The sequence below is a fragment of the Streptomyces sp. NPDC093149 genome (assembly GCF_044754145.1).
Lineage (GTDB): Bacteria > Actinomycetota > Actinomycetes > Streptomycetales > Streptomycetaceae > Streptomyces.
Genome location: NZ_JBIVON010000007.1, coordinates 241253 through 265214, shown reverse-complemented (window position 1 = coordinate 265214; position 23962 = coordinate 241253). Strand labels below are relative to the sequence as shown.

Annotated in this window: 17 protein-coding genes and 1 tRNA gene; 11 read left to right on the top strand and 7 right to left on the bottom strand. The window is 68.4% G+C overall.

Annotation, left to right across the window (positions count from 1 at the left end):
* Positions 1–61: 61 nt before the first annotated feature.
* Positions 62–1744: a lytic transglycosylase domain-containing protein gene (locus tag ACIQCZ_RS22625; RefSeq protein WP_402284506.1), complete on the bottom strand. Its 1683-nt coding sequence runs from the start codon at positions 1742–1744 to the stop codon at positions 62–64.
* 185 nt (positions 1745–1929) lie between these two features.
* Here ACIQCZ_RS22625 and ACIQCZ_RS22620 point away from each other — a divergent pair, with 185 nt between their 5' ends.
* Positions 1930–2757, top strand: a complete 828-nt coding sequence (locus tag ACIQCZ_RS22620; protein WP_402284505.1) for a DUF4184 family protein — start codon at positions 1930–1932, stop codon at positions 2755–2757.
* 37 nt (positions 2758–2794) lie between these two features.
* Here ACIQCZ_RS22620 and polA read toward each other — a convergent pair whose 3' ends face one another.
* The gene (polA, locus tag ACIQCZ_RS22615) at positions 2795–5506 is read right to left on the bottom strand and encodes a DNA polymerase I (protein ID WP_402284504.1); all 2712 of its coding nucleotides are present in this window, start codon (positions 5504–5506) and stop codon (positions 2795–2797) included.
* A 158-nt stretch (positions 5507–5664) separates the two neighbouring features.
* Between polA and ACIQCZ_RS22610 the strand changes: the two genes are divergently transcribed.
* The 7 genes from ACIQCZ_RS22610 (at position 5665) to ACIQCZ_RS22580 (ending at position 14946) form a co-directional block, all read left to right on the top strand.
* A complete protein-coding gene (locus ACIQCZ_RS22610) occupies positions 5665–7986 on the top strand; it encodes an FdhF/YdeP family oxidoreductase (RefSeq protein ID WP_402284681.1) in 2322 nt (773 codons plus the stop codon).
* Positions 7987–8109: 123 nt separating this feature from the next.
* Positions 8110–8580: a PaaI family thioesterase gene (locus ACIQCZ_RS22605; protein ID WP_402284503.1), complete on the top strand. Its 471-nt coding sequence runs from the start codon at positions 8110–8112 to the stop codon at positions 8578–8580.
* A gap of 666 nt (positions 8581–9246) precedes the next feature.
* Complete coding sequence (locus ACIQCZ_RS22600; protein WP_402284680.1) at positions 9247–10455, top strand: branched-chain amino acid ABC transporter substrate-binding protein; 1209 nt, start codon at positions 9247–9249, stop codon at positions 10453–10455.
* 102 nt (positions 10456–10557) lie between these two features.
* The gene (locus ACIQCZ_RS22595; RefSeq protein ID WP_351081541.1) at positions 10558–11487 is read left to right on the top strand and encodes a branched-chain amino acid ABC transporter permease; all 930 of its coding nucleotides are present in this window, start codon (positions 10558–10560) and stop codon (positions 11485–11487) included.
* 5 nt (positions 11488–11492) lie between these two features.
* A complete protein-coding gene (locus tag ACIQCZ_RS22590; RefSeq protein ID WP_402284502.1) occupies positions 11493–13292 on the top strand; it encodes a branched-chain amino acid ABC transporter permease in 1800 nt (599 codons plus the stop codon).
* On the top strand, positions 13289–14233 hold the full coding sequence (locus ACIQCZ_RS22585) for an ABC transporter ATP-binding protein (RefSeq protein WP_402284501.1): 945 nt from the start codon (positions 13289–13291) through the stop codon (positions 14231–14233). The genes ACIQCZ_RS22590 and ACIQCZ_RS22585 overlap by 4 nt, the downstream gene beginning before the upstream one ends.
* Positions 14230–14946: an ABC transporter ATP-binding protein gene (locus tag ACIQCZ_RS22580; protein ID WP_402284500.1), complete on the top strand. Its 717-nt coding sequence runs from the start codon at positions 14230–14232 to the stop codon at positions 14944–14946. Before ACIQCZ_RS22585 ends, ACIQCZ_RS22580 begins: the two co-directional genes overlap by 4 nt.
* Before the next feature lie 73 nt (positions 14947–15019).
* On the opposite strand, the gene ACIQCZ_RS22575 is transcribed toward ACIQCZ_RS22580, so the two are convergent.
* Positions 15020–15679 carry an ANTAR domain-containing response regulator gene (locus tag ACIQCZ_RS22575; RefSeq protein ID WP_376219509.1) on the bottom strand — a complete coding sequence of 220 codons (660 nt, stop codon included), beginning with the start codon at positions 15677–15679 and terminating at the stop codon, positions 15020–15022.
* Positions 15680–15778: 99 nt separating this feature from the next.
* Between ACIQCZ_RS22575 and ACIQCZ_RS22570 the strand changes: the two genes are divergently transcribed.
* Both ACIQCZ_RS22570 and ACIQCZ_RS22565 read left to right on the top strand, forming a co-directional pair.
* Positions 15779–15853, top strand: a tRNA-Leu gene (locus ACIQCZ_RS22570).
* 109 nt (positions 15854–15962) lie between these two features.
* Positions 15963–16727 (top strand): transcriptional regulator, encoded by a 765-nt coding sequence (locus ACIQCZ_RS22565; RefSeq protein ID WP_402284499.1) that lies wholly within the window; start codon positions 15963–15965, stop codon positions 16725–16727.
* Positions 16728–16743: 16 nt separating this feature from the next.
* Here ACIQCZ_RS22565 and pyk read toward each other — a convergent pair whose 3' ends face one another.
* Together pyk and ACIQCZ_RS22555 are read right to left on the bottom strand one after the other, a co-directional pair.
* Positions 16744–18177: a pyruvate kinase gene (gene pyk, locus ACIQCZ_RS22560; protein ID WP_402284498.1), complete on the bottom strand. Its 1434-nt coding sequence runs from the start codon at positions 18175–18177 to the stop codon at positions 16744–16746.
* 125 nt (positions 18178–18302) lie between these two features.
* Positions 18303–19013: an SIMPL domain-containing protein gene (locus ACIQCZ_RS22555; RefSeq protein WP_402284497.1), complete on the bottom strand. Its 711-nt coding sequence runs from the start codon at positions 19011–19013 to the stop codon at positions 18303–18305.
* A 127-nt stretch (positions 19014–19140) separates the two neighbouring features.
* Here ACIQCZ_RS22555 and ACIQCZ_RS22550 point away from each other — a divergent pair, with 127 nt between their 5' ends.
* A complete protein-coding gene (locus tag ACIQCZ_RS22550) occupies positions 19141–20952 on the top strand; it encodes a bifunctional metallophosphatase/5'-nucleotidase (RefSeq protein ID WP_402284496.1) in 1812 nt (603 codons plus the stop codon).
* 126 nt (positions 20953–21078) lie between these two features.
* Here ACIQCZ_RS22550 and ACIQCZ_RS22545 read toward each other — a convergent pair whose 3' ends face one another.
* Together ACIQCZ_RS22545 and ACIQCZ_RS22540 are read right to left on the bottom strand one after the other, a co-directional pair.
* Entirely contained in the window at positions 21079–22500 is a 1422-nt protein-coding gene (locus ACIQCZ_RS22545; RefSeq protein WP_402284495.1) for a lysine N(6)-hydroxylase/L-ornithine N(5)-oxygenase family protein, read from the bottom strand.
* A complete protein-coding gene (locus tag ACIQCZ_RS22540; RefSeq protein ID WP_402284494.1) occupies positions 22497–23894 on the bottom strand; it encodes a pyridoxal phosphate-dependent decarboxylase family protein in 1398 nt (465 codons plus the stop codon). Before ACIQCZ_RS22540 ends, ACIQCZ_RS22545 begins: the two co-directional genes overlap by 4 nt.
* Positions 23895–23962 lie beyond the last annotated feature (68 nt).

Genomic DNA, 23962 nt, shown 5'->3' with positions numbered 1-23962 from the left:
ACGTAGGACAGCCCCTCTGCCGTGGTGGCGGAGGGGCTGTCGTGGCATGCGGCCGGGCGGGTCAGACGGCGGGGGGCTCCGGGGCCTGGGATGCCGTCGGGGCCTCGATGCCGAGCTCGATGACGATCGTGGCACCGCCCTCGGTGGTGAGGCGCAGCTTGTACGTGCCCTCGGCGTCGTCCGCGTAGATCTTCGGGAGCTTCAGGATGCCGTCGGCGTCGGTCGTGAGGTCCGTGAGGGTACGGACGGTCTTGCCGTCCGCGTCCTTGAAGTACGGGCCCTTGTCGTTCTCGGCCGGCTGCTCGGCGTCGGTGATCATGGTGGCGGTGACGGCGACCCCGGCGGCGACCGCGTCCTTGTAGGTGGCCTTGACCTCGACGGTGTCGGCGAACTCGGTGCCGGGCGCGGCGGTCAGTTCCTTGTCGTCGGTCCTGGCGATCGCGTCGGCCCGTCGGGCGGTGACGGTCGCGGAGTAGGTGACGGCGGGCAGCGAACGGCCGGTGGCGACGGCCCGCACCGTGAACCGCCCCGTCTTCTCGCCCGCCTTCAGCACCGGGGCGGTGACGGTGCCGTCGGCTCCGGTGAGGAGGGTGACGGCGGTCTTCCCGCCGGTGAAGGTGGCGTCTGTGTCACCAGCGATGGTGAAGGTCACGGACGCCTTGGCGAGCGAACCGCCGAGCTTGTCCTCGGCCCGCACCTTGATCCGCTCGGCGAACGCGTCGCCCGCGGTCGCGGTGAGCGCGCCGGTGCCGGCGTTCTCCAGACGTGCGACGGTCCGGGACGGCGGGGGCGTGGGCGGGGTGGGCTTCGGACTGGTCGGAGTGGAGCCGCCCGGCTTCGGCGGCTTCGGCTTCGAGCTCGGAGGCGGGGTCGGGGACGGTGAGGCACCGGGGGTGTTGGGGTTCGGGCTCGGGTCCGTACCGCCGCCGAGGCCGGGCGGGACCGTGCCGGTGCCGTCGGGGATCTCGTGGGTGCCGCGCTTGTAGTACTCGAACCAGGAGCGGACCGTACGGAGGTAGGCGTCCGAGTGGTTGTAGCTCAGGACCGCCCGGTCGAGATCCGCGGCGACGGACAGATCCCGGGAACCGGCACAGAGATAGCGTCCGGCGGCGAGGGCCGCGTCGTAGATGTTGTTGGGGTCCTTGCGGCCGTCGCCGTTGCCGTCCTGGCCCCAGGTCGCCCAGGTGGACGGGATGAACTGCATCGGGCCGACGGCACGGTCGTGGGTCGAGTCCCCGTCGTACGCCCCGTTGTCGGTGTCCTTGATCATGGCGAAGCCACGGCCGTCGAGGACCGGGCCGAGGATCGGGGAGAACGTGGTGCCGTTCGCGTCGACCCGGCCGCCGCGCGCATGGCCGGACTCGACCTTGCCGATCGCGGCGAGCAGTTGCCACGGCAGCCGGCAGGCGGCGTCGCTGCCGGCGATGGTCTGCTCGGCCTTCTTGTACGCGGCCAGGATCGAAGCCGGTATGCCCGATTCCGCTCTGCCGGTGACGGGGAGGTTCGTGCTGGTCCCCGGTTTGTCGGGCGTGTTCAGCGGGGGCAGGTCCGTGTAATACGGCGAATTACCGGTGGCCGCGCCGCTGTCGGGCGAAGGCGCTGTTCCGGTGGGCTGCGGGTCGCCGCTGTCGCCGACCAGCGGTGTACCGGGGGCTCCTGAGGCGGAGAGCGCCGCCACGGCGACGGCGGCCACAGCGGTGGTGGTCGCCCCCTTGCGAAGTCGGCGACCGAATTGCGCTGCCATACCCTGGTCCCTCCCCGTCGACGGCTGTCCGCGCTCCCCAGCGCCAGGACTCAGGCGACCCTACGGCAACTTGTGCCGCCGGGACACTGCGCCCTGACCGGTTCTTACCTCTTTTTCACTTTCCCCACAGCAAGTTGTACGGCCGTGGCCGGGCGGAGGCCGGAGGCTCACGCATACTGGCCGCCATGCCGTTCACACTCAGCCATGCCGCCGCGGTGCTGCCGGGGATGCGGCAGAACGGAACGGCGCGGGGCCCGCTGATCGCCTCCGCCCTCGTCGCCGGTTCGTTCGCCCCCGACATGACGTACTACGCGGACACCGCGATCCCGGGCGCCATGGAGTTCGGCCGGGTCACCCACTCGGCAGGAGGCGTGTGCACGGTCGATGTGCTGATCACGGCGGCGTCGGTAGCACTGTGGCTGCTGCTGCGAGAACCGCTGGTGGCACTGGTGCCGCAGGCCTGGCAGGGACGGGTGCATGCCTTCGTGCGGGGGCGGCGAAGGACATGGCGCGTCCGGGACGGCGGGTGGTTCGTGCTGTCGGCGGTCGTCGGGGCCGCCACCCATGTCGTCTGGGACGCCTTCACGCATCACGACCGGTGGGGTGTGCGGCTGATCCCGGTGCTCGGCGGGAACGTCGGCGGATTTCCGGTGTTCCAGCTGGTGCAGTACGGCAGTTCGGCGGTCGCACTGGCTGTGCTCGCGTGGTTCACGGCTTCGGGACTGCGGCGGGCGGGGGCGCGCCCCGTCCCGCCGTCCGTGCCGGTGCCGGCCCGTCGCGAGCGGTGGGCGGTGGGCGTGCTGCTCGGCGTCTGCGTACTGCTCGGCGTCGTGCACCGGTGCGCACGCTGGTATGCGCATTTCAAGCACATCGACACCCCGCTGGACATCGTCCCGACCGCCTGCTTCGGCGCGGGGGCGGGGCTGGCGGTGGGCCTGGTGCTGTACGGGGTGTGGATGCGGCTGCGGCGTACGCGCGCGTCCGCTCCCCCGGTCGTCGCCGGACGGGCCTGATTCCTCCGGGGCCCGGCCCGCCCGGCGTTGCGCCGCGTCAGTGCGCGGCGGACTCCCAGTCCGTGCCGACGCCGACCGAGACGTCCAGCGGGGCACGCAACTGCACGGCCGTGGACATCTCGTGGCGGAGGATCTCCTCCACCTGCGCCCGCTCGCCCTCGGCGATCTCCAGGACGATTTCGTCATGGACCTGGAGCAGCATGCGGGACTTCAGCTTCCGCTCGGTCAGCGCCCGGTCGACCTGGAGCATGGCGACCTTGACGATGTCGGCCGCCGTGCCCTGGATCGGGGCGTTGAGCGCCATCCGCTCCGCCATCTCGCGGCGCTGGCGGTTGTCGCTGTTGAGGTCGGGGAGGTAGCGGCGGCGGCCGAAGACCGTCTCCGTGTAGCCGGTGGCCCTGGCCTCCTCCACCACGCGGTGCAGGTAGTCACGCACTCCGCCGAACCGCTCGAAGTAGGTGTCCATCAGCCCGCGTGCCTCGCCCGCCTCGATGTTCAGCTGCTGGGACAGGCCGAACGCGGAGAGCCCGTACGCGAGTCCGTAGCTCATGGCCTTGATCTTGCGGCGCATCTCCGGGTCGACGGCGGACTTGTCGACGCCGAAGACCTGCGAGGCGACCGTCGTGTGCAGGTCCTCGCCGGAGGTGAACGCCTCGATCAGGCCCTCGTCCTCGGAGAGGTGGGCCATCACCCGCAGCTCGATCTGGCTGTAGTCGGCCGTCATCAGCGTCTCGAAGCCCTCGCCGACCACGAAGCCCCGGCGAATGGCCCGGCCCTCGTCCGTACGGACCGGGATGTTCTGCAGGTTGGGGTCGGTGGAGGAGAGCCGACCGGTCGCCGCCACCGTCTGGTTGAACGTGGTGTGGATACGGCCGTCGGCCGCGATCGTCTTGATCAGGCCCTCGACGGTGACCCGCAGCTTCGCCTGCTCGCGGTGGCGCAGCATGATGACCGGCAGCTCGTGCTCGGTCTGCGCGGCGAGCCAGGCCAGGGCGTCGGCGTCCGTCGTGTATCCGGTCTTCGTCTTCTTCGTGCGGGGCAGGCCCAGCTCGCCGAAGAGCACTTCCTGGAGCTGCTTGGGCGAGCCGAGGTTGAACTCGCGGCCGACCGCGGCATGCGCCTCCTTCACCGCCTGCTGCACCGCACCGGCGAACTGCTGCTCCATGCCTTCCAGATGCGCCCGGTCGGCGGCGATGCCGTGCCGTTCCAGACGGGCCAGCAGAGCGGACGTCGGCAGCTCCATGCCGTGCAGCAGGTCGGTCGCACCGACCTCTGCCAGCCGGGTGGTGAACGCCTCGCCCAGATCCAGGACCGCGCGGGCCTGCGTCATCAGGGCGTCGGCCTCGGCCCGGTCGTCGGCGCCGAAGGCCAGCTGCCCGTCGGCCGCCGCCGCGGGGGCCAGCTCCCGGCCGAGATACTCCACCGCCAACGCGTCCAGCGCGAAGGAACGACGACCGGGCTTGACCAGATAGGCGGCCAGGGCGGTGTCCATCGTGACACCCTCGACCTGCCAGCCGTGCTCCGGGAAGACCCGCATGGCGCTCTTCGCGTTGTGCATGACCTTCGGCCGACGCGCGTCGGCGATCCAGGCGGCGAACGCCTGCTCGTCGCCCTCGTCGAGCTCCGCCGGGTCGAACCAGGCCGCCGCACCGTCGGCCGCGGCGAGCGCGACCTCGGTGACCGTGCCGGCGCCCACCGCCCATGTGTCGACGGTGGCCACGCCGAGCGGCTGCCCGCCGTGCTCGGCGAGCCAGGGCGCCAGCTCGCCCGCGCCCAGCACCGCGCCGTCCAGCTCGATGCCCGCGGCGGGCTGCGGGGCCTCGTCCTCGGCCGCGCCCGGGTCGACGGCCAGCAGCCGCTCGCGCAGACTCGGGTTACGGATCTCCAGGACGTCCAGCACACCCGTCACCGCGGTGCGGTCGTACGGCGCGCGCTCCAGGTCCTGCGGGGTCTTCGGGAGCTCCACGTCGCGGACCATCTCGGTCAGCCTGCGGTTCATCCGCACCGCGTCCAGGTGGTCCCGGAAATTCTGGCCCGCCTTGCCCTTGACCTCCTCGGCGCGCTCCACCAGTTCGCCGAACGAACCGAACTGGTTGATCCACTTCGCGGCGGTCTTCTCGCCGACGCCGGGGATGCCGGGAAGGTTGTCCGACGGGTCACCGCGCAGCGCCGCGAAGTCCGGGTACTGCTGCGGCGTGAGCCCGTACTTCTCCTCGACCTTCGCCGGGGTGAAGCGCGTCAGCTCCGAGACCCCCTTGGTCGGGTACAGCACGGTGACGTTCTCCGTGATCAGCTGGAACGAGTCGCGGTCACCGGTGACGATCAGCACCTCGAAACCGGCCGCCTCGGCCTGGGTCGCCAGCGTCGCGATGACATCGTCCGCCTCGAAACCCTCGACCGCGAAACGGTCGGCGTGCATCGCGTCGAGCAGCTCGCCGATCAGCTCCACCTGCCCCTTGAACTCGTCCGGGGTCTTCGAGCGGTTCGCCTTGTACTCGGGGAACTCCTCGGAGCGCCAGGTCTTGCGGGAGACGTCGAACGCCACCGCGAAATGCGTCGGCGCCTCATCACGCAGCGTGTTCGCCAGCATCGACGCGAAGCCGTACACCGCGTTCGTCGGCTGCCCCGACCCTGTCGTGAAATTCTCCGCAGGCAGCGCAAAGAACGCCCGGTATGCCAGGGAGTGCCCGTCCATCAGGAGCAGGCGCGGTCGGTTGTCTGCCGTCTTCTTCGATGCTGTCTCAGCCACGCCCCCGATCCTGCCACGGACCACTGACAATCCCGACCGGACGTGACACCCCGGCGCCTCTGTCGGTGCCACGTGACAAAATCGCAGGACGAACACATACCGCGTCGATGCGTACGCGCACCGCGCAGGTCCGCAGTCGGCCCGAAGGGGAGCTCACCATGGCCACGAAGCCGCCCGCAGGCGACCCGGTCCAGGACGCACCGCGGATCGAGCCGGCGCAGCACGCCGCCGCCGGACTGCCGGCCGTGGCCCACAGCCTGCTGATCGCCCGGCAGCAGATGGGCGTGCGGCGCACCGCACAGACCCTCCTCAAGGTCAACCAGAAGAACGGCTTCGACTGCCCCGGCTGCGCCTGGCCCGAGGGCGACGAGCGGCACACCGCGGAGTTCTGCGAGAACGGCGCCAAGGCTGTCGCCGAGGAGGCGACACTGCGCCGGGTCACCCCCGATTTCTTCGCCGCGCACCCCGTCGCCGACCTCGCCTCGCGCAGCGGGTACTGGCTGGGCCAGCAGGGCCGGATCACCCAGCCGATGTACCTCCCCGAGGGCGCCGAACGGTACGAGGCGGTGACCTGGGAGCGCGCCTTCGGCATCATCGCCGAGGAGCTGGGCGCGCTCGGCTCCCCCGACGAGGCACTCTTCTACACCTCGGGGCGCACCAGCAACGAGGCCGCGTTCCTGCTCCAGCTGTTCGCCCGCGAATTCGGCACCAACAACCTCCCCGACTGCTCCAACATGTGCCACGAGTCCTCCGGCTCGGCGCTGACGGAGACCATCGGCATCGGCAAGGGCAGCGTCTCGCTGGAGGACCTCCACCAGGCGGACCTGATCATCGTCGCCGGGCAGAATCCCGGCACCAACCATCCCCGGATGCTCTCCGCCCTGGAGAAGGCCAAATCCGCGGGCGCGAAGATCATTTCGGTGAATCCGCTGCCCGAGGCCGGTCTGGAGCGGTTCAAGAACCCGCAGACCCCGCTCGGCATGATCAGGGGCGCCGCGCTCAACGACCTCTTCCTGCAGATCCGCATCGGCGGCGACCAGGCCCTCTTCCGGCTCCTCAACAAACTGATCCTTCAGACCGAGGACGCAGTCGACGAAGCCTTCGTGGCGGAGCACACCCACGGCTACGAGGAGTTCGCCGCCGCGGCCCGCGAAGCCGACTGGGAACAGACCCTCGCCGCCACCGGCCTCGACCGCGGCGCCGTCGAGGAGGCGCTCGCCATGGTCCTGGCGTCGAAGCGCACCATCGTGTGCTGGGCCATGGGCCTCACCCAGCACAAGCACTCCGTGCCGACCATCCGCGAAGTCGTCAACTTCCTGCTGCTGCGCGGCAACATCGGCCGCCCCGGCGCCGGGGTCTGCCCCGTCCGCGGCCACTCCAACGTCCAGGGCGACCGCACCATGGGCATCTTCGAACGGCCCTCGCCCGAATTCCTCGACGCACTCGACAAGGAATTCTCGATCACCTCACCGCGCCACCACGGCTACGACGTCGTCCGCTCCATCCAGGCACTGCGCGACGGCGACGCCAAGGTCTTCTTCGCCATGGGCGGCAACTTCGTCGCGGCCACCCCCGACACGGAGGTCACCGAGGCCGCGATGCGCCGCGCCCGCCTCACCGTCCATGTCTCCACCAAGCTCAACCGCTCGCACGCCGTGACCGGCACCCGCGCGCTGATCCTGCCCACGCTGGGCCGTACCGACAAGGACGTCCAGGCGAGCGGCAAGCAGTTCGTCACGGTCGAGGACTCCATGAGCATGGTCCACGCCTCGCGCGGCAACCTCGCCCCGGCGAGCCCCCACCTGCTCTCCGAGCCCGCCATCGTCGCCCGCCTCGCCCGCGCCGTCCTCGGCCCCGGATCGGCCACCCCCTGGGAGGAGTTCGAGAAGGACTACGCGACGATCCGCGACCGCATCTCCCGCGTCGTCCCCGGCTTCGAGAACTTCAACGCCCGCGTCGCCGCGCCCGGCGGCTTCACCCTCCCGCACGCCCCGCGCGACGAGCGCCGCTTCCCCACCGCGACCGGCAGGGCCAACTTCACCGCCGCACCCGTGGAGTACCCCGAACTCCCCGAAGGCAGGCTGCTGTTGCAGACCCTGCGCTCGCACGACCAGTACAACACCACGATCTACGGCCTCGACGACCGCTACCGCGGCATCAAGGGCGGTCGCCGCGTCGTCCTGGTCAACCCCGACGACGCCCGCGCCCTCGGCCTCGCCGACGGCGCGTACGCCGACCTCGTCAGCGAGTGGAAGGACGGTGTGGAACGCCGCGCCCCCGGCTTCCGCATCGTGCACTACCCGACCGCCCGGGGCTGCGCTGCCGCCTACTACCCGGAGACCAACGTGCTGGTCCCCCTCGGCTCGACGGCCGACACCAGCAACACCCCTGCCAGCAAGTCCGTGGTCGTCCGCTTCGAGAACGTCCAGGGCCGGAACGCCCACGGGGAGAACGGCCGGGAGCAGAACGGCCGGCGGTAGAACGGCAGGGGCGGAAGTCCAGGGGAATCCGCACCCACAACCCACTAAGCGTTCGCTCAGTCGTCTGATAAGAACGATGCACACAGCAATAAAGCTATGAATCGGACGATCGGAGCCGGACCCATGGGCGAGCACACCACACCCAAGTTCCCCCAGGAGATCATCGACGAGTACGCCGCGATCGGCGTCGACCTGCCCGCCCTCTTCTCCGCCGGCCACCTCGGCGAGCGCATGGGAGTCACGATCGTCGAGGCCTCCGCGGACCGCGTCGTCGGGACCATGCCCGTCGAGGGCAACACCCAGCCGTACGGGCTGCTCCACGGCGGCGCCTCCGCCGTCCTCGCCGAGACCCTCGGCTCGATCGGCTCCATGCTCCACGGCGGCGCCACCAAGCTCGCCGTCGGCGTCGACCTGAACTGCACCCATCACCGAGGGGTACGCAGCGGCCTCGTCACGGGCGTCGCCACCCCCGTACACCGCGGCCGCTCCACGGCCACCTACGAGATCGTCATCACCGACGAGCACGACAAGCGGGTCTGCACCGCCCGCCTCACCTGCATGCTCCGCGACGCACCGCAGGCCGAGGCCGCCTGACACGCCGAAACACTCCGCACCGCCACCGACACCACTGCCCGGCCGGAACGCAATCCGGCCGGGCAGCACCATTTCCGACTACAACCACCGCCACAAGAAGCACAGTTGAGCAACCGAATCAGCCAACTCCCTTGACCCCACGGATCGTTGTGTGGCCAACTCGGCACTCCAGCCACGCCTCAGCACATTCCGCACAGACAACACCGCGTCGACCACACCACGCCAGATGTAACACTGCGTAACAAGCGTGCAATGTACACACGCCTTCGCGCAGCACCCCGACCCCGGCCCCCCGCCGCCGGGCGGCTCGTCGCGCCCTCACGGACCCCCCTCCGGCCCCCATCGCGCGACAGCAGCAAGATCTGCTCAAGCCCCTTAGCAGAGCTGCGCGTTCTCAGAATGCGGTCACTTCGCCGACCGGTAAAAAGCCGTACATGTCCGCACAGCCACCTCAAGCCTTCCTCAAGGGCATAACAAGACAGTCACATCCTGCGGCGGACCCATCCCGGACCACCACACCTGCGCCTAGAGTCACGGCCAGTCACCGCGCCGCCGGGCGCGTCTGCAGCACGGCCCTGTACCAACCAGTACGGCCCGGCGAACGACACGGCACCTCAAGCAGAGGAGGCCGCGCCAGGGAAAGGACCTTTCGTGCGACACCGTTCTTTGCTCATCCTCACCACAGTGCTCACTACCGGAGCACTGACACTCACCGCCTGCGGGTCGCGCGACGACAGCAAGAACAGCAGCAGCGGCGACACCCAGACCGTCGTCATCGGCGTCGACGCGCCCATCACCGGCGACCTGTCCGCCCTCGGCCTCGGCATCAAGAACTCCGCGGACCTCGCCGCCAAGACGGCCAACAAGGAAAAGACCGTCCCCGGCATCAAGTTCGAGGTCAAGCCGCTCGACGACCAGGCACAGCCCTCCGTCGGCCAGCAGAACGCCCAGAAGTTCATCGACGACGACACCGTCGTCGGCGTCGTCGGCCCGCTGAACTCCGGCGTCTCCCAGTCGATGCAGAAGCCGCTCAACGACGCCGGCCTCACCCAGATCTCCCCCGCCAACACCGGCACCGAACTCACCCAGGGCGAGAACTGGAAGACCGGCGACAAGAAGCGCCCCTTCAAGACCTACTTCCGCACCGCCACCACGGACCAGATCCAGGGCGCCTTCGCCGCGAAGTACCTCTTCAACAACGCGAAGATCAAGCAGGTCTACCTCATCGACGACCAGAAGCCCTACGGCGCCGGTCTCGCCGCCTCCTTCAAGAACACCTTCACCACCCTCGGCGGCAAGATCGTCGGCACCGACCACGTCAACCCCGACGACCGCGACTTCAACGCCGTCGTCACCAAGGTCAAGAAGTCCGGCGCCAAGGCCGTCTACTACGGCGGCGAGTACCCCGCCGGCGCACCCCTGAGCCAGCAGCTCAAGGACAGCGTCCAGATCCCCCTCATGGGCGGCGACGGCATGTACAGCGCCGACTTCATCAAGCTCAACAAGAAGGCCCAGGGCGACATCGCCACCTCCGTCGGCAAGCCCGTCGAAGAACTCGACTCCGCCAAGAAGTTCATCGCGGACTACAAGACGGCCGGATACAAGGACGCCTACGAGGCCTACGGCGGCGGCACCTACGACGCCACCTGGTCGATCATCGAGGCCGTCAAGATCGCCGTCGCCGACAACAACGGCAAGGTCCCCGACGACCTCCGCGCCAAGGTCCTCGACGCCATGAGCAAGGTCAAGTTCGACGGCGTCACCGGCCCCGTCTCCTTCGACGAATTCGGCGACACCACCAACACCATGATGACCGCCTACCAGGTCGACGGCGGCAAGTGGACGTCCAAGCTCAGCGAGGCCTACAAGCCCTGACCAAGCTCCCGGTCACACCTCGCTGACACACCAGACCGCGCGGGAGCGCCACCAGCGCTCCCGCGCGGTGCCATATCCGAACCACTCCACGGAGGCCCTGCGGTGAACGAACTGCCGCAACAGCTGGCCAATGGACTCATCCTCGGCGCGATGTACGGTCTCATCGCGATCGGCTACACGATGGTCTACGGAATCATCCAGCTCATCAACTTCGCCCACGGCGAGATCTTCATGATCGGAGGCTTCGGAGCTCTCACCGTGTACCTCTGGATGCCGGCCGGTGTCTCCCTCCTCGCGATCATCCCACTCATGATCATCGGCGGCGTCATATGCTCCGTCGCCGTCAGCGCCGCCGCCGAACGCTTCGCCTACCGGCCCCTGCGCAACGCACCCAGACTGGCCCCACTGATCACCGCGATCGGACTCTCCCTCGCACTCCAGCAGGCCATCTGGAAGTGGTACCCCGACGCCAAGAAGGACCGCTCCTTCCCCCAGTTCAAGGGCGAAGCGATCGACATCTTCGGCGCCCACATCCAACGCGGTGACCTCTTCGTCCTCATCACCGCACCCATCTGCATGCTCGCCCTCGGACTCTTCGTCTCCAAGACCCGCTCCGGCCGCGGCATGCAAGCCACCAGCCAGGACCCCGACACCGCCAAGCTCATGGGCATCAACACCGACCGCATCATCGTCATGGCCTTCGCCATCGGTGCCGCGTTCGCCGCCGTCGCCGCCGTCGCCTACGGGCTCAAGAACGGCCAGATCGGCTTCAAAATGGGCTTCATCATGGGCCTCAAAGCCTTCACCGCAGCCGTCCTCGGCGGCATCGGCAACATCTACGGCGCCATGCTCGGCGGAGTCGTACTCGGCGTCGCCGAATCCCTCGCCACCGGCTACATGAGCAACGTCCCCGGCATGGAACTCTTCGGCGGCGGCGCCTGGAAGGACGTATGGGCCTTCGTCCTCCTCATCATCGTCCTGCTGCTCCGCCCCCAGGGCCTGCTCGGCGAACGCGTCGCGGATCGGGCGTGATACGGATGACCACCAACCAGACCACCACGCCCGGACCCGCCGCCCTCCTCCCCGTCCCCGCAGCCGCGGCCCGCATCGGCACCCTCGCAGGCGCCGCCCTCGCGCTCGCCGGCACCTTCCTCGCCTGGACCTGGACCAGCGAATTCCCCGGCGACCTCACCGTCACCGGCTACCCCGGCGGCCTCCAGGTCCTCACCCTCATCAGCGCCGCACTCACCCTGCTCTTCGCGCTCTCCGGATACGGCATCCGAGGCCTCGGATGGCTCACCCCCGGCGGCACCAACAGCCCCGTCCGCCTCCTGGCACTCGGCACGTTCGGCACCACCGGCTACACCATCGGCGCCATCGCCTACGACCTCGGCGGCGTCGTCAACCTGGAACCCGGCGCCTGGGTCAGCGGCATCGGCGCACTCACCGCCGCCGTCGCCGCACTCGGCCTCCCCGACGACCTGCCCCACCCCACCACCGCAACGAAGCCCACCGCCTGGCAGCGCTTCCGCAACAGCCTCGGCGCCCCGGCCGCCGGCCGCGCCGAACCGCTCCCCGCCTGGGCCGAGATCCTCATCATCGCCGTCGCCTTCGGCGCACTGCTCTACGTCTTCAGCTACGGCGTCGACACCAGGTACGCCGAACTGTTCATCGGCTTCCTCATCACCGTCGGCTTCGCGTTCACCGCGCTCCACCGCGCCGGACTCGTCTCCCGCATCACCGCGCTGACCACGAAGCACCGCAACGTCACCCTCGCCGCCGCCCTCGTCGCAGCCGTCTGCTTCCCGTTCACCCAGCAGAAGGAGGAATACGCGCTCATCGGCGCCAACATCCTCATCTTCGCAACCGTGGCACTCGGCCTCAACGTCGTCGTCGGCCTCGCCGGACTCCTCGACCTCGGATACGTCGCCTTCCTCGGCGTCGGCGCCTACGCCGCCGCCCTGGTCTCCGGCTCCACCATGTCGGCCATCGGCGTCGAATTCCCCTTCTGGGCCGCCGTACTCACCGGCGCCGGAGCCTCACTCGTCTTCGGCGTCCTCATCGGCGCCCCCACCCTGCGACTGCGCGGCGACTACCTGGCCATCGTCACCCTCGGCTTCGGTGAAATCTTCCGCCTCACCGTGAACAACCTCAACGGCAACAGCGGACCCGACCTCACCAACGGCTCCCAAGGCATCCCCAGCATCCCCGACCTCAAATTCTTCGGATTCGACTTCGGACTCAAACACGACATCCTCGGCTTCACCCTCGGCAGGTCCGCCAACTACTACCTGCTGATGCTCGTCTTCACCGCCGTCGTCGTCCTCGTCTTCCGCCGCTCCGGAGAATCCCGCATCGGCCGCGCCTGGGTCGCCATCCGCGAGGACGAGACCGCCGCCACCGCCATGGGCATCAACGCCTTCCGGCTCAAGCTGCTCGCCTTCGCCCTCGGCGCCACCCTCGCCGGACTCGCCGGAACCGTCCAGGCACACGTCAACTACACGGTGACACCCGAGCAATACCAGTTCGCCGGCTCCGTACCGCCGAACTCCGCGTTCCTGCTCGCCGCGGTCATCCTCGGCGGCATGGGAACCCTCAGCGGCCCCCTCGTCGGCGCCGCACTCCTCTACCTCATCCCGGCCAAGCTGCAGTTCATGCAGGACTACCAGCTCTTCCTCTTCGGCGTCGCACTCATCCTCCTGATGCGCCTGCGCCCCGAAGGCCTGGTCGCCGACCGCAGGAAGCGACTCGAATTCCACGAGTCCGACCAGCCCGACGTACCGGAACCACGGCAGTCCGAAGAGACCGGCGCCGGCATCGCCAAGGCGGGGGCGTGACCACCATGACCACCACCACGAAAACCGCCACCGTCCTCGATGCCGGCGGGGTCACCATGCGCTTCGGCGGTCTCACCGCCGTACGCAACGTCGACCTCACCGTCAACGCGGGCGAGATCGTCGGCCTGATCGGCCCCAACGGCGCCGGCAAGACCACCTTCTTCAACTGCCTCACCGGCCTGTACGTCCCCACCGAGGGCCAGGTCAGCTACAAGGGCACCGTCCTGCCGCCCAAGCCCCACCTCGTCACCCAGGCAGGCATCGCCCGCACCTTCCAGAACATCCGGCTCTTCGCCAACATGACCGTCCTGGAGAACGTCCTCGTCGGACGCCACACCAGGACCAAGGAAGGCCTCTGGTCCGCCCTCCTGCGGCTGCCCGGATTCACCAGAGCCGAACAGGCCAGCCGCGAACGCGCCATGGAACTCCTGCAGTTCATCGGCCTTCAGGACAAGGCCGACCACCTCGCACGCAACCTCCCCTACGGAGACCAGCGCAAGCTGGAAATCGCCCGCGCACTGGCCAGCGACCCCGGACTCCTCCTCCTGGACGAGCCCACCGCCGGCATGAACCCCCAGGAAACCCGCGTCACCGAAGAACTCATCTTCGCCATTCGCGACCAGGGCATCGCCGTCCTCGTCATCGAGCACGACATGCGCTTCATCTTCAACCTCTGCGACCGCGTCGCCGTCCTCGTCCAGGGCGAGAAGCTCGTCGAAGGCACCCCCGACGTCGTCCAGAGCGACGAACGCGTCGTCGCCGCCTACCTCGGCACCCCCTTCGAAGGCGCCCCCGGCGCCGAAGAAGTCGCCGAGGTCGAAGCCGCCGAAGCGGGCGCCACGAAGACGGCCGACAACACCGACACCAACAGCACCACCGGCACAACCGGCACCACCGGCACCACCGGCACCACCGGCACCGAGGAGGAGGACGCCCGATGACCGCACTGCTGGAGGTCAAGGATCTCCGCGTCGCCTACGGCAAGATCGAAGCCGTCAAGGGCATCTCCTTCACCGTCGAAGCCGGCCAGGTCGTCACCCTCATCGGCACCAACGGTGCAGGCAAGACCACCACCCTGCGCACCCTCTCCGGGCTCCTCAAGCCCGTCGGCGGCAGCATCGTCTTCGACGGCAAACCCCTCGACAACATCCCCGCCCACAAGATCGTCTCCGTGGGCCTCGCCCACTCCCCCGAGGGACGCCACATCTTCCCCCGGCTGACGATCACCGAGAACCTCCAGCTCGGCGCCTACCTACGCAACGACAAGGCCGGCATCGAGAAGGACATCCAGCGCGCCTACGACCTCTTCCCCATCCTCGGGGAACGCCGCAAACAGGCCGCCGGAACCCTCTCGGGCGGCGAACAGCAGATGCTCGCCATGGGCAGGGCCCTCATGTGCCAGCCCAAGCTCCTGATGCTCGACGAGCCCTCCATGGGCCTCTCCCCGATCATGATGCAGAAGATCATGGAGACCATCGTCGAACTCAAGGCCCAGGGCACCACCATCCTGCTCGTCGAGCAGAACGCCCAGGCCGCGCTCTCCCTCGCCGACCGGGGCCACGTCATGGAAGTCGGCAGGATCGTCCTCTCCGGCACCGGCGCGGACCTCCTCCACGACGAGTCCGTCCGCAAGGCCTACCTCGGCGAGGACTGACCCCGCCCGACCACACGAGTAAGGCCCGCACCCCGATCGATCCGGGGTGCGGGCCTCTCCCGTATGCGCGCGCCTACTGGTCGCCGTCCTTCGCCGCCCGCTTCTTCTCCTCGGCATCCTCGATCAACGCCTCGGCGAGCTGCTGCATCGACAACCGACGGTCCATCGACGTCTTCTGGATCCACCGGAACGCGGCCGGCTCCGACAGCCCGTAATCCGTCTGCAGAATGCTCTTCGCCCGGTCCACCAGCTTCCGCGTCTCCAGCCGCTGCGCGAGATCGGCGACCTCCGTCTCCAGCGCCTTCAGCTCCGCGAACCGCGACACCGCCATCTCGATGGCCGGCACCACGTCGCTCTTGCTGAACGGCTTCACGAGGTACGCCATCGCCCCGGCGTCCCGCGCCCGCTCCACAAGATCGCGCTGAGAGAACGCGGTGAGCATCAGGACCGGCGCGATGGACTCCTCGGCAATCTTCTCCGCCGCGGAGATCCCGTCCAGGATCGGCATCTTCACGTCGAGGATGACCAGGTCCGGCCGGTGCTCCCGGGCGAGCTCCACGGCCTTCTGCCCGTCGCCCGCCTCGCCGACGACCGCGTAGCCCTCTTCCTCCAGCATCTCTTTGAGATCGAGACGGATCAGCGCCTCGTCCTCGGCGATGACGACGCGGGTCGTCAGCGGCGGAACGTGCGACTTGTCGTCGTCGGCGGGCTGGGGCGACTCGGGCGTGGTCACGGGGCTCCTTGATCAATGCAGGGGTGCTGCTGCCAAGAGCCTACCTAGCTGCGGTAAGGTGGACAGGCAGCGGGTCAAGGGAAACCTACGATTCAGCGAGCCCCGGTAGTCCAATTGGTTAGAGACAATGGATTCAAAACCCATACAGTGTCGGTTCGAGTCCGACTCGGGGTACTTTTCCTTCGATTCCAAGGCCGCAAGGAAACGGTAAGGCTTCACTTGATCGTGTGATCGCCTCGCGGAATCCGGGGCCCGGCTTCACGGCCCGGCCAAACTCGGCCACGTGTACGACCTTGATACGCGGAAACGCGCTCTGGCACTCCTTGCCCAAGGCTTCAGCCAGAACTCCGTCAGCAAGCAGACCGGCATCTCTCGTGCCGCCATCCGTTCGTGGCGAACACGAATAGAACCCCTCGGCCGGAACCACGCTTCGGGCTGTCCGAGATGCTGCGACCTGCCGCGAGATCCCGAAAACCCCGCCGCGTACGCCTACTTGCTGGGCCTCTATCTCGGGGACGGCTGCATCAGCTCCGCCAGAAGGGGCGTGTACTTCCTCCGTATCGCCTGCGCCGATGCCTGGCCCGGCCTCATCGACGCCTGTGCCGATGCCGTGCAGATCATTCGTCCGGGCAACAAGGTGTTCCGCGTCCAGCGCCAGGGCTGCCAGTACGTCACCTGCCACAGCAAGCACTGGCCATGCTTCTTCCCACAGCACGGCCCCGGCAAGAAGCACGAGCGCAAGATCGCTCTCGAAGCGTGGCAGAAGAAGATCGTCGACGACTACCCATGGGAGTTCGTTCGCGGCCTCATCCACTCGGACGGATGCCGGATCACCAACTGGACCACGCGTCGCGTCAATGGAGAACTGCGGCGCTATGAGTACCCCCGCTACTTCTTCACCAACCTGTCCGCCGACATCATGGGGCTCTTCACCACTGCCCTCGACCTCGTCGGAGTCGAGTGGAGGATGGCCAATTCGAGGAACCTGTCCGTCGCCCGACGGGCGTCCGTCGCGCTCATGGACGCCCACGTCGGGCCGAAGTACTGAAGTACTGAGGGCCGGCCTACTTCAGGCTGTCGTCCTCGCCGATGTGGTGCACCCGGACCAGGTTCGTCGAGCCCGGGACCCCCGGCGGGGAGCCGGCCGTGATGACCACGGTGTCGCCCTTCCGGCAGCGGCCGATCCTCAGCAGCTCCTCGTCGACCTGGGCCACCATCGCGTCCGTCGATTCCACGTGCGGGCCGAGGAAGGTCTCGACGCCCCAGGTGAGGTTCAACTGGGAGCGGGTGGCCGGGTCCGGGGTGAAGGCCAGGAGCGGGATGGGTGAGCGGTAGCGGGAGAGGCGCCTGACCGTGTCGCCGCTCTGAGTGAAGGCGACCAGGAACTTGGCGCCCAGGAAGTCGCCCATCTCGGCCGCCGCGCGGGCCACCGCGCCGCCCTGGGTGCGGGGCTTGTTGCGGTCGTTCAGGGGCGGGAGGCCCTTGGCGAGGATGTCCTCCTCGGCGGCCTCGACGATGCGGGACATCGTACGGACCGTCTCGACGGGGTACTTGCCCACGCTGGTCTCGCCGGAGAGCATCACCGCGTCCGTGCCGTCGATGACCGCGTTGGCGACGTCGGAGGCCTCGGCGCGGGTGGGGCGGGAGTTGTCGATCATCGAGTCGAGCATCTGCGTGGCGACGATGACCGGCTTGGCGTTGCGCTTGGCGAGTTTGATCGCGCGCTTCTGGACGATCGGCACCTGTTCCAGGGGCATTTCGACGCCGAGGTCGCCGCGGGCGACCATGATGCCGTCGAAGGCGGCGACGATGTCGTCGATGTTCTCGACGGCCTGGGGTTTCTCGACCTTGGCGATGACGGGGAGGCGGCGGCCCTCCTCGTCCATGATGCGGTGGACGTCGTCGATGTCGCGGCCGCTGCGCACGAAGGACAGGGCGATGACGTCGGCGCCGGTGCGCAGGGCCCAGCGGAGGTCTTCGACGTCCTTCTCGGAGAGGGCGGGGACGGAGACGGCGACGCCGGGGAGGTTGAGGCCCTTGTGGTCGGAGACCATGCCGCCTTCGATGACGGTGGTGTGGACCCGGGGGCCGTCGACTTCGGTGACTTCGAGGGTGACGCGGCCGTCGTCGACGAGGATGCGTTCGCCGGTGGTGACGTCGGTGGCGAGGCCGTCGTAGGTGGTGCCGCAGGTGTGGCGGTCGCCTTCCATGGGTTCGACGGTGATGGTGAAGGTGTCGCCGCGTTCAAGGAGTACGGGGCCTTCACGGAAGCGTCCGAGGCGGATCTTCGGGCCTTGAAGGTCGGCGAGGATGCCGACGCTGCGTCCGGTTTCGTCGGAGGCCTTGCGTACGTGGCGGTATCGCTCTTCGTGTTCGGCGTAGGTGCCGTGGCTGAGATTGAGGCGGGCGATGTTCATTCCCGCTTCGACCAGTGCCTTGATCTGCTCGTATGTGTCGGTGGCGGGTCCCAGGGTACAAACGATTTTTGCTCGGCGCATGGTTCGACCCTAGACCTTACCTACGGGTAGTGATTTGGCTGCGCGTGACTACCCAACGACCTTTGGGTGAAGGGTTATTGACAAGTGTTGAATTGTGCACCGGGGTGCTCGGATGAGCATTCGTCTCATAGTTGTGGAGGTGACATGGTGAAGCGGGCGTTCACCTGGGCGTGGACGGTTTGGCGTTGTGGTTCGAGGTCGGGGGCGGTCGGTTCGGTTGTCGCTCCGTTGTAGGCGGCGCGTCCGTGGGTGCTTCCGGGTGCGGTGGGCATGGGGATCGCCGGGGCGGTGTTCTCCGCGCCGAGGTCGGCGAGTTCGACCAGGGCGGTGAGCCGGGCGCCGAGGGCGTCGGCGTATTCGCGGGCGCGTTGGACGGTTTCGTGCACGGCTTGGCGGCGGGCGTTCGCGTGGGCGGGTGAGTCGGGGCGCAGGCTCCACCAGGGGCTGTTGATGCGGGTCATGTCGAGGTCGGCGATGCGGGTGGTGAATTCGCCCAGTGCGGTGAAGTCGTTGAGGACGATGGTGACGTGGACGCGTCCGTGGTGGGCGCGGATTTTTTCGTCGTGGCCGTGTTCGGTGAGTTCGGGGGTGATGGAGAGGGTGCCGGTTTCGAGTTTTTCGACGGCGGGTCCGTAGGACCGGGCGAGTTCGAGGACGTGGCCGTTGCGGCGGGTGAGGTCTTCGAGGGCGGTGCGGCGGTCCTTTCCGCGGGCGGTGACGGTGATGCTGATGTGGGCGGTTTCGGGCTCGACTTCGATTCGGGCCTCTCCGCGGGCGGCGACGCGGGGGGTGCTGGGGGGTGCCGTAGGGCGGTGGGGTGTCGGCCATGTGTCCACTGCTGCATCCGGGCAGGACAGCGGGTGGTCATCAGATCGAAACCCGCAGGGGGTGTTGCCGGGTGTGGCTCCTGGGTCATTATCTACGCGCGTTGTGTAGCGCGAGAACTGAGATGTGGGAGTAGAAATGCCGCTGAACCGTAGGACGTTCCTGGGCACATCGGCGGTCGCCGGTGCCGGTGTGGCGATTGCCGGAGGCTCTGCCGTGCCTGCCGCGGCCCTCGATCGTGATCAGGGTCTTGGGCATGGGCGTCCGTCGAAGCGGTACTCGTTCACCGTGATGGGCACGACCGATTTGCACGGAAATGTCTTCAACTGGGACTACTTCACCGACCAGGAGTTCGACGACAAGGCGCACAATGACGTCGGCCTGGCGAAGATCTCCACTCTGGTGGACCAGGTGCGTCGCGAGAAGGGCCGCCACAACACCCTGATGATCGATGCGGGCGACACGATCCAGGGCACCCAGTTGTCGTACTACTACGCCAAGATCGACCCGATCACGGCCAAGCGCGGTCCGGTGCATCCGATGGCGCAGGCGATGAACGCGATCGGATATGACGCCGCGGCGCTCGGCAACCACGAGTTCAACTACGGCATTCCGGTGCTGCGGAAGTTCGAGGAGCAGTGCGACTTCCCGTTGCTGGGTGCGAACGCGCTGGACGCGAAGACGCTGCGGCCGGCGTTCGCCCCTTATGTGATCAAGAAGATGCGTACTCCGCACGGTCCGGATGTGAAGGTCGCGATTCTGGGTCTGACCAACCCGGGCATCGCCATCTGGGACAAGGCGAACGTCAGCGGGAAGATGGTGTTCCCCGGCCTGGAGGAGCAGGCGGCGAAGTTCGTGCCGCGGCTGCGTTCCATGGGTGCGGATGTCGTGATCGTCTCGGCGCACTCGGGCACCAGCGGTACGTCGTCGTACGGTGATCAGGTCCCGTACGTCGAGAACGCGGCCGCTCTGGTGGCGGAGCAGGTGCCGGGTATCGATGCGATTCTGGTCGGGCACGCGCATCTGGAGATCCCCGAGTACTTCGTGGAGAACAAGCAGACCGGCAAGAAGGTGGTGCTCTCCGAGCCGTTGAAGTGGGGGCAGCGGCTGACGCTGTTCGACTTCGATCTGGTGTGGGAGAAGGGTCGTTGGGTGGTGGAGAAGGCGGGTTCGCAGGTGCTGAACTCCAACACCGTGGCCGAGGACCCGAAGATCACGAAGCTGCTCATGGACGAGCACAGGAAGGTCGTGGCGTACGTCAATCAGGTCATCGGCACGTCCACGGCGGCGATGACGACGGCGGAGGCGGCCTGGAAGGACGAGCCGATCATCGATCTGATCAACGTCGTCCAGGCGGAGACGGTGAAGGCGGCGCTGGCCGGCGGTGCGTACGCGGCGCTTCCTGTCCTCTCGCAGGCGTCCTGTTTCTCGCGTACGGCGCGGATCCCGGCCGGGAATGTGACCATCAAGGACGCGGCGGGGCTGTATCCGTTCGAGAACACCCTTGAGGCGCGGCTGCTGACCGGGGCACAGATCAAGGACTATCTGGAGTTCTCGGCCCGGTACTACGTGCAGACGGCGGCCGGTGCTCCGGTGGACACGGCGAAGCTGACGAACGCGGACAACACTCCGGACTACAACTACGACGCGGTGTCGGGGCTGACGTATGACATCGACATCGCGAAGCCGAACGGTTCTCGGATCGTGAATCTGTCGTTCGAGGGGAAGCCGATCGATCCGGCGGCTCAGTTCGTGCTGGCGGTGAACAACTATCGGGCGAGTGGTGGTGGCAACTTCCCGCACGTGGCGGGTGCCAAGCAGTTGTGGGCGAATTCGGAGGAGATCCGTAACACGATCATCGCCTGGGTGCAGGCGAAGGGTTCGGTGGACGTGGCGCAGTTCGCTTCGGTGGACTGGCGGCTGACGCGGGAGGGTGCGCCGGTGTTCTAGGGTTCTTCGTTCGGTTCGGGCACGGCGTGATCCGGACGAGTGGCCCTGGGTGCTCGCTCTGTGGTCGGCGGCCGTCCTCTCCTTCGGGAGGGGGCGGCCGCTTGCTGTCCGGTGCTGTGGCCGGTTTCAGTTGCCGTGGGCGAGGGGGATGAGGTCGGGGTTGTGGGGTGTGGGGATGTGTGAGGCCCGGGGTGTGAGACCGAAGGTGGTGAAGGCGGTGCGTTCGGGGAGGGGGTAGGCGTTGGTGCCGGTGAGGTTGTTGAGGATGGTGGCGCTGCGCCAGGCGGCGAGTCCGAGGTCGGGGGCTCCGACGCCGTGGGTGTGGCGTTCGGCGTTCTGTACGTAGACGTTGCCGGTGACGGTGGGGTCGAGGACGAGGCGGAAGCTGTCGTCGATGCGGGGGCGTGCGGAGGCGTCGCGGCGCATGTAGGGGTCGAGGGGGCTGAGGATGCGGTCGAGTGGGCGTTCGCGGTAGCCGGTGGCGAGGACGACGGCGTCGGTGGTGAGGCGGGAGCGGGTGTTCTGCTGGGTGTGTTCGAGGTGGAGTTCGATGCGGGTGTTGGCGACGCGTCCTGCGGTGCGTACGGAGACTCCGGGGGTGAGGGTGGTGTCGGGCCAGCCGCCGTGGAGGGTGCGGCGGTAGAGCTCGTCGTGGATGGCGGCGATGGTGTCGGCGTCGATGCCTTTGTGGAGCTGCCATTGGTGGGGGACGAGTTCGTCGCGTACGGATTCGGGGAGCGCGTGGAAGTAGCGGCTGTAGTCGGGGGTGAAGTGTTCCAGGCCGAGTTTGGAGTACTCCATGGGGGCGAAGGCCTGGGTGCGGGCGAGCCAGTGGAGCTTTTCGTGCCCTGTGGGGCGGGCGCGCAGGAGGTCGAGGAAGATCTCGGCGCCGGACTGTCCTGATCCGATGACGGTGATGTGTTCGGCGTCGAGGAGTCCGTCCCGGTGCCGGAGGTAGTCGGCGGAGTGGATGACGGGGACGGATTCGGCTTCGGTGAGGGGTCTGAGGGGTTCGGGGACGTAGGGCTCGGTGCCGATTCCGAGCGCGATGTGGCGGGTGTGGGCGCGGCCGAGTGCTTCGGCTTCGCCGTCGTTGTCGAGTTGGGTGAAGTCGATTTCGAAGAGGCCGCGTTCGTTGTTCCAGCGGACGGCGTCGATCTGGTGGCTGAAGTGGAGGCCGGGGAGCTGGTCGGTGACCCAGCGGCAGTAGGCGTCGTATTCGGCGCGTTGGATGTGGAAGCGCTCGGCGAAGTAGAAGGGGAAGAGCCGGTCGCGGCTGCGCAGGTAGTTGAGGAAGGTCCAGGGGCTTGCGGGGTCGGCGAGGGTGACGAGGTCGGCGAGGAAGGGGACTTGGAGGCTGGCTCCGTCGATGAGGAGGCCGGGGTGCCAGTGGAAGGCGGGGCGTTGTTCGTAGAAGGCGGTGGTGAGGGGGTGGGGGGTGCCGGGGATGCCGTGGGCGAGGGCGGCGAGGGAGAGGTTGAAGGGGCCGATGCCGATGCCGACGAGGTCGTGGGGGCGGCCGTTCTCGGGGGTGGGCAGGTCGGTCATCGGGGGGTGTTGCCTTCCGCGAGGTCGTGGGTGAGCCGGTCGACGAGGTCGAGGAGTGTGCGGAGGTCGTCGGGGGTGGTGTGGGGGTTGAGGAGGGTGGCTTTGAGCCAGAGGCGGTCGTCGGTGCGGGCGCGGCCGAGGACGGCGTGGCCTCGGGTGAGGAGGGTGCGGCGGATGGTGGCGACGGTGTTGTCGTCGGCGTCGGTGGGGCGGAAGAGGACGGTGCTGATGGTGGGGCGGTCGTAGAGGTCGAGGGTGGGGGTTTGGGTGATGAGGTCGGCGAGGTGGTGGGCGGCGGTGATGGTGCGGTCGATGAGGTCGGCGAGTCCGGTGCGGCCGAGGGCTTGGAGGGTGACGGCGATCTTCAGGGCGTCGGGGCGGCGGGTGGTGCGCAGGGAGCGGCCGAGGAGGTCGGGGAGGCCGGCTTCGGTGTCGTCGTCGGCGTTGAGGTAGGGGGCGTGGTGGTGGAGTGTGTCGAGGTGGGTGCGGTCGGGGACGGCGAGGATGCCTGCGGATGCGGGTTGCCAGCCGAGTTTGTGCAGGTCGAGGGTGACGCTGTGGGCGCGGTCGAGGCCGTGGACCTTGTCGCGGTGGGTGGGGCTGAAGAGGAGGGGTCCGCCGTACGCGGCGTCGATGTGGAGTTCGGCGCCGTGGGTGGTGCAGAGGTCGGCGATGTCGGCGAGGGGGTCGATCCGGCCGGTGTCGGTGGTGCCCGCGGTGGCGGTGACGAGCAGGGGGCGGTGGTGTTCGGTGAGGGCTTCGTGGAGTGCGGCGAGGTCCATGACGCCGGCGGGGGCGGGGATGACGACGGGTTCGGGGAGTCCGAGGAGCCAGGCGGCGCGGGTGATGCTGTGGTGGGCGTTGGCGGCGCGGATGGTTTGTACGGGGCCGTTGCGTTCGCGGGCGAGGAGCAGGGCGAGTTGGTTGGCTTCGGTGCCGCCGGTGGTGATGAGTGCGTCGGGTGTGGGGTGGTGGGGGTAGATCTCGGTGGCGAGTGCGGCGGTGATGTCGGCTTCGAGGGCGGAGGCGGCGGGGGCCTGGTCCCAGGAGTCCATGGAGGGGTTGAGGGCGGAGGCCGCGAGGTCCGCGGCGGCGGCGAGGGCGAGCGGCGGGGTGTGGAGGTGGGCTGTGCAGAGGGGGTGTGCGGGGTCTGCGGCGCCTTCGGCGAGGGCGGCGACGAGGGTGCGCAGGGCGTCGTGGGCGCCGGTGCCGTGGTCGGGGATGGCGGGGTGGGTGGCGGTGCGCATCCTGGGGGTGACGGCGTCGGGTCCGCCTGCGGGGAGGGGGCCGTCGCGTCGGTGGGCGCCGTCGTGGAGTGCGGTGAGGACGGTGTCGATGAGGGGGCGCAGGGCGGCGGGGCCGGTGGTGGAGCCGGCGAGGGGTGGGGTGGGCATGGCGGCGGGGCCCTTCGGATGCGCATGGGTGGACGTGTCAGCTTGTCCGGGTTTTCTGGTGCGCGGCC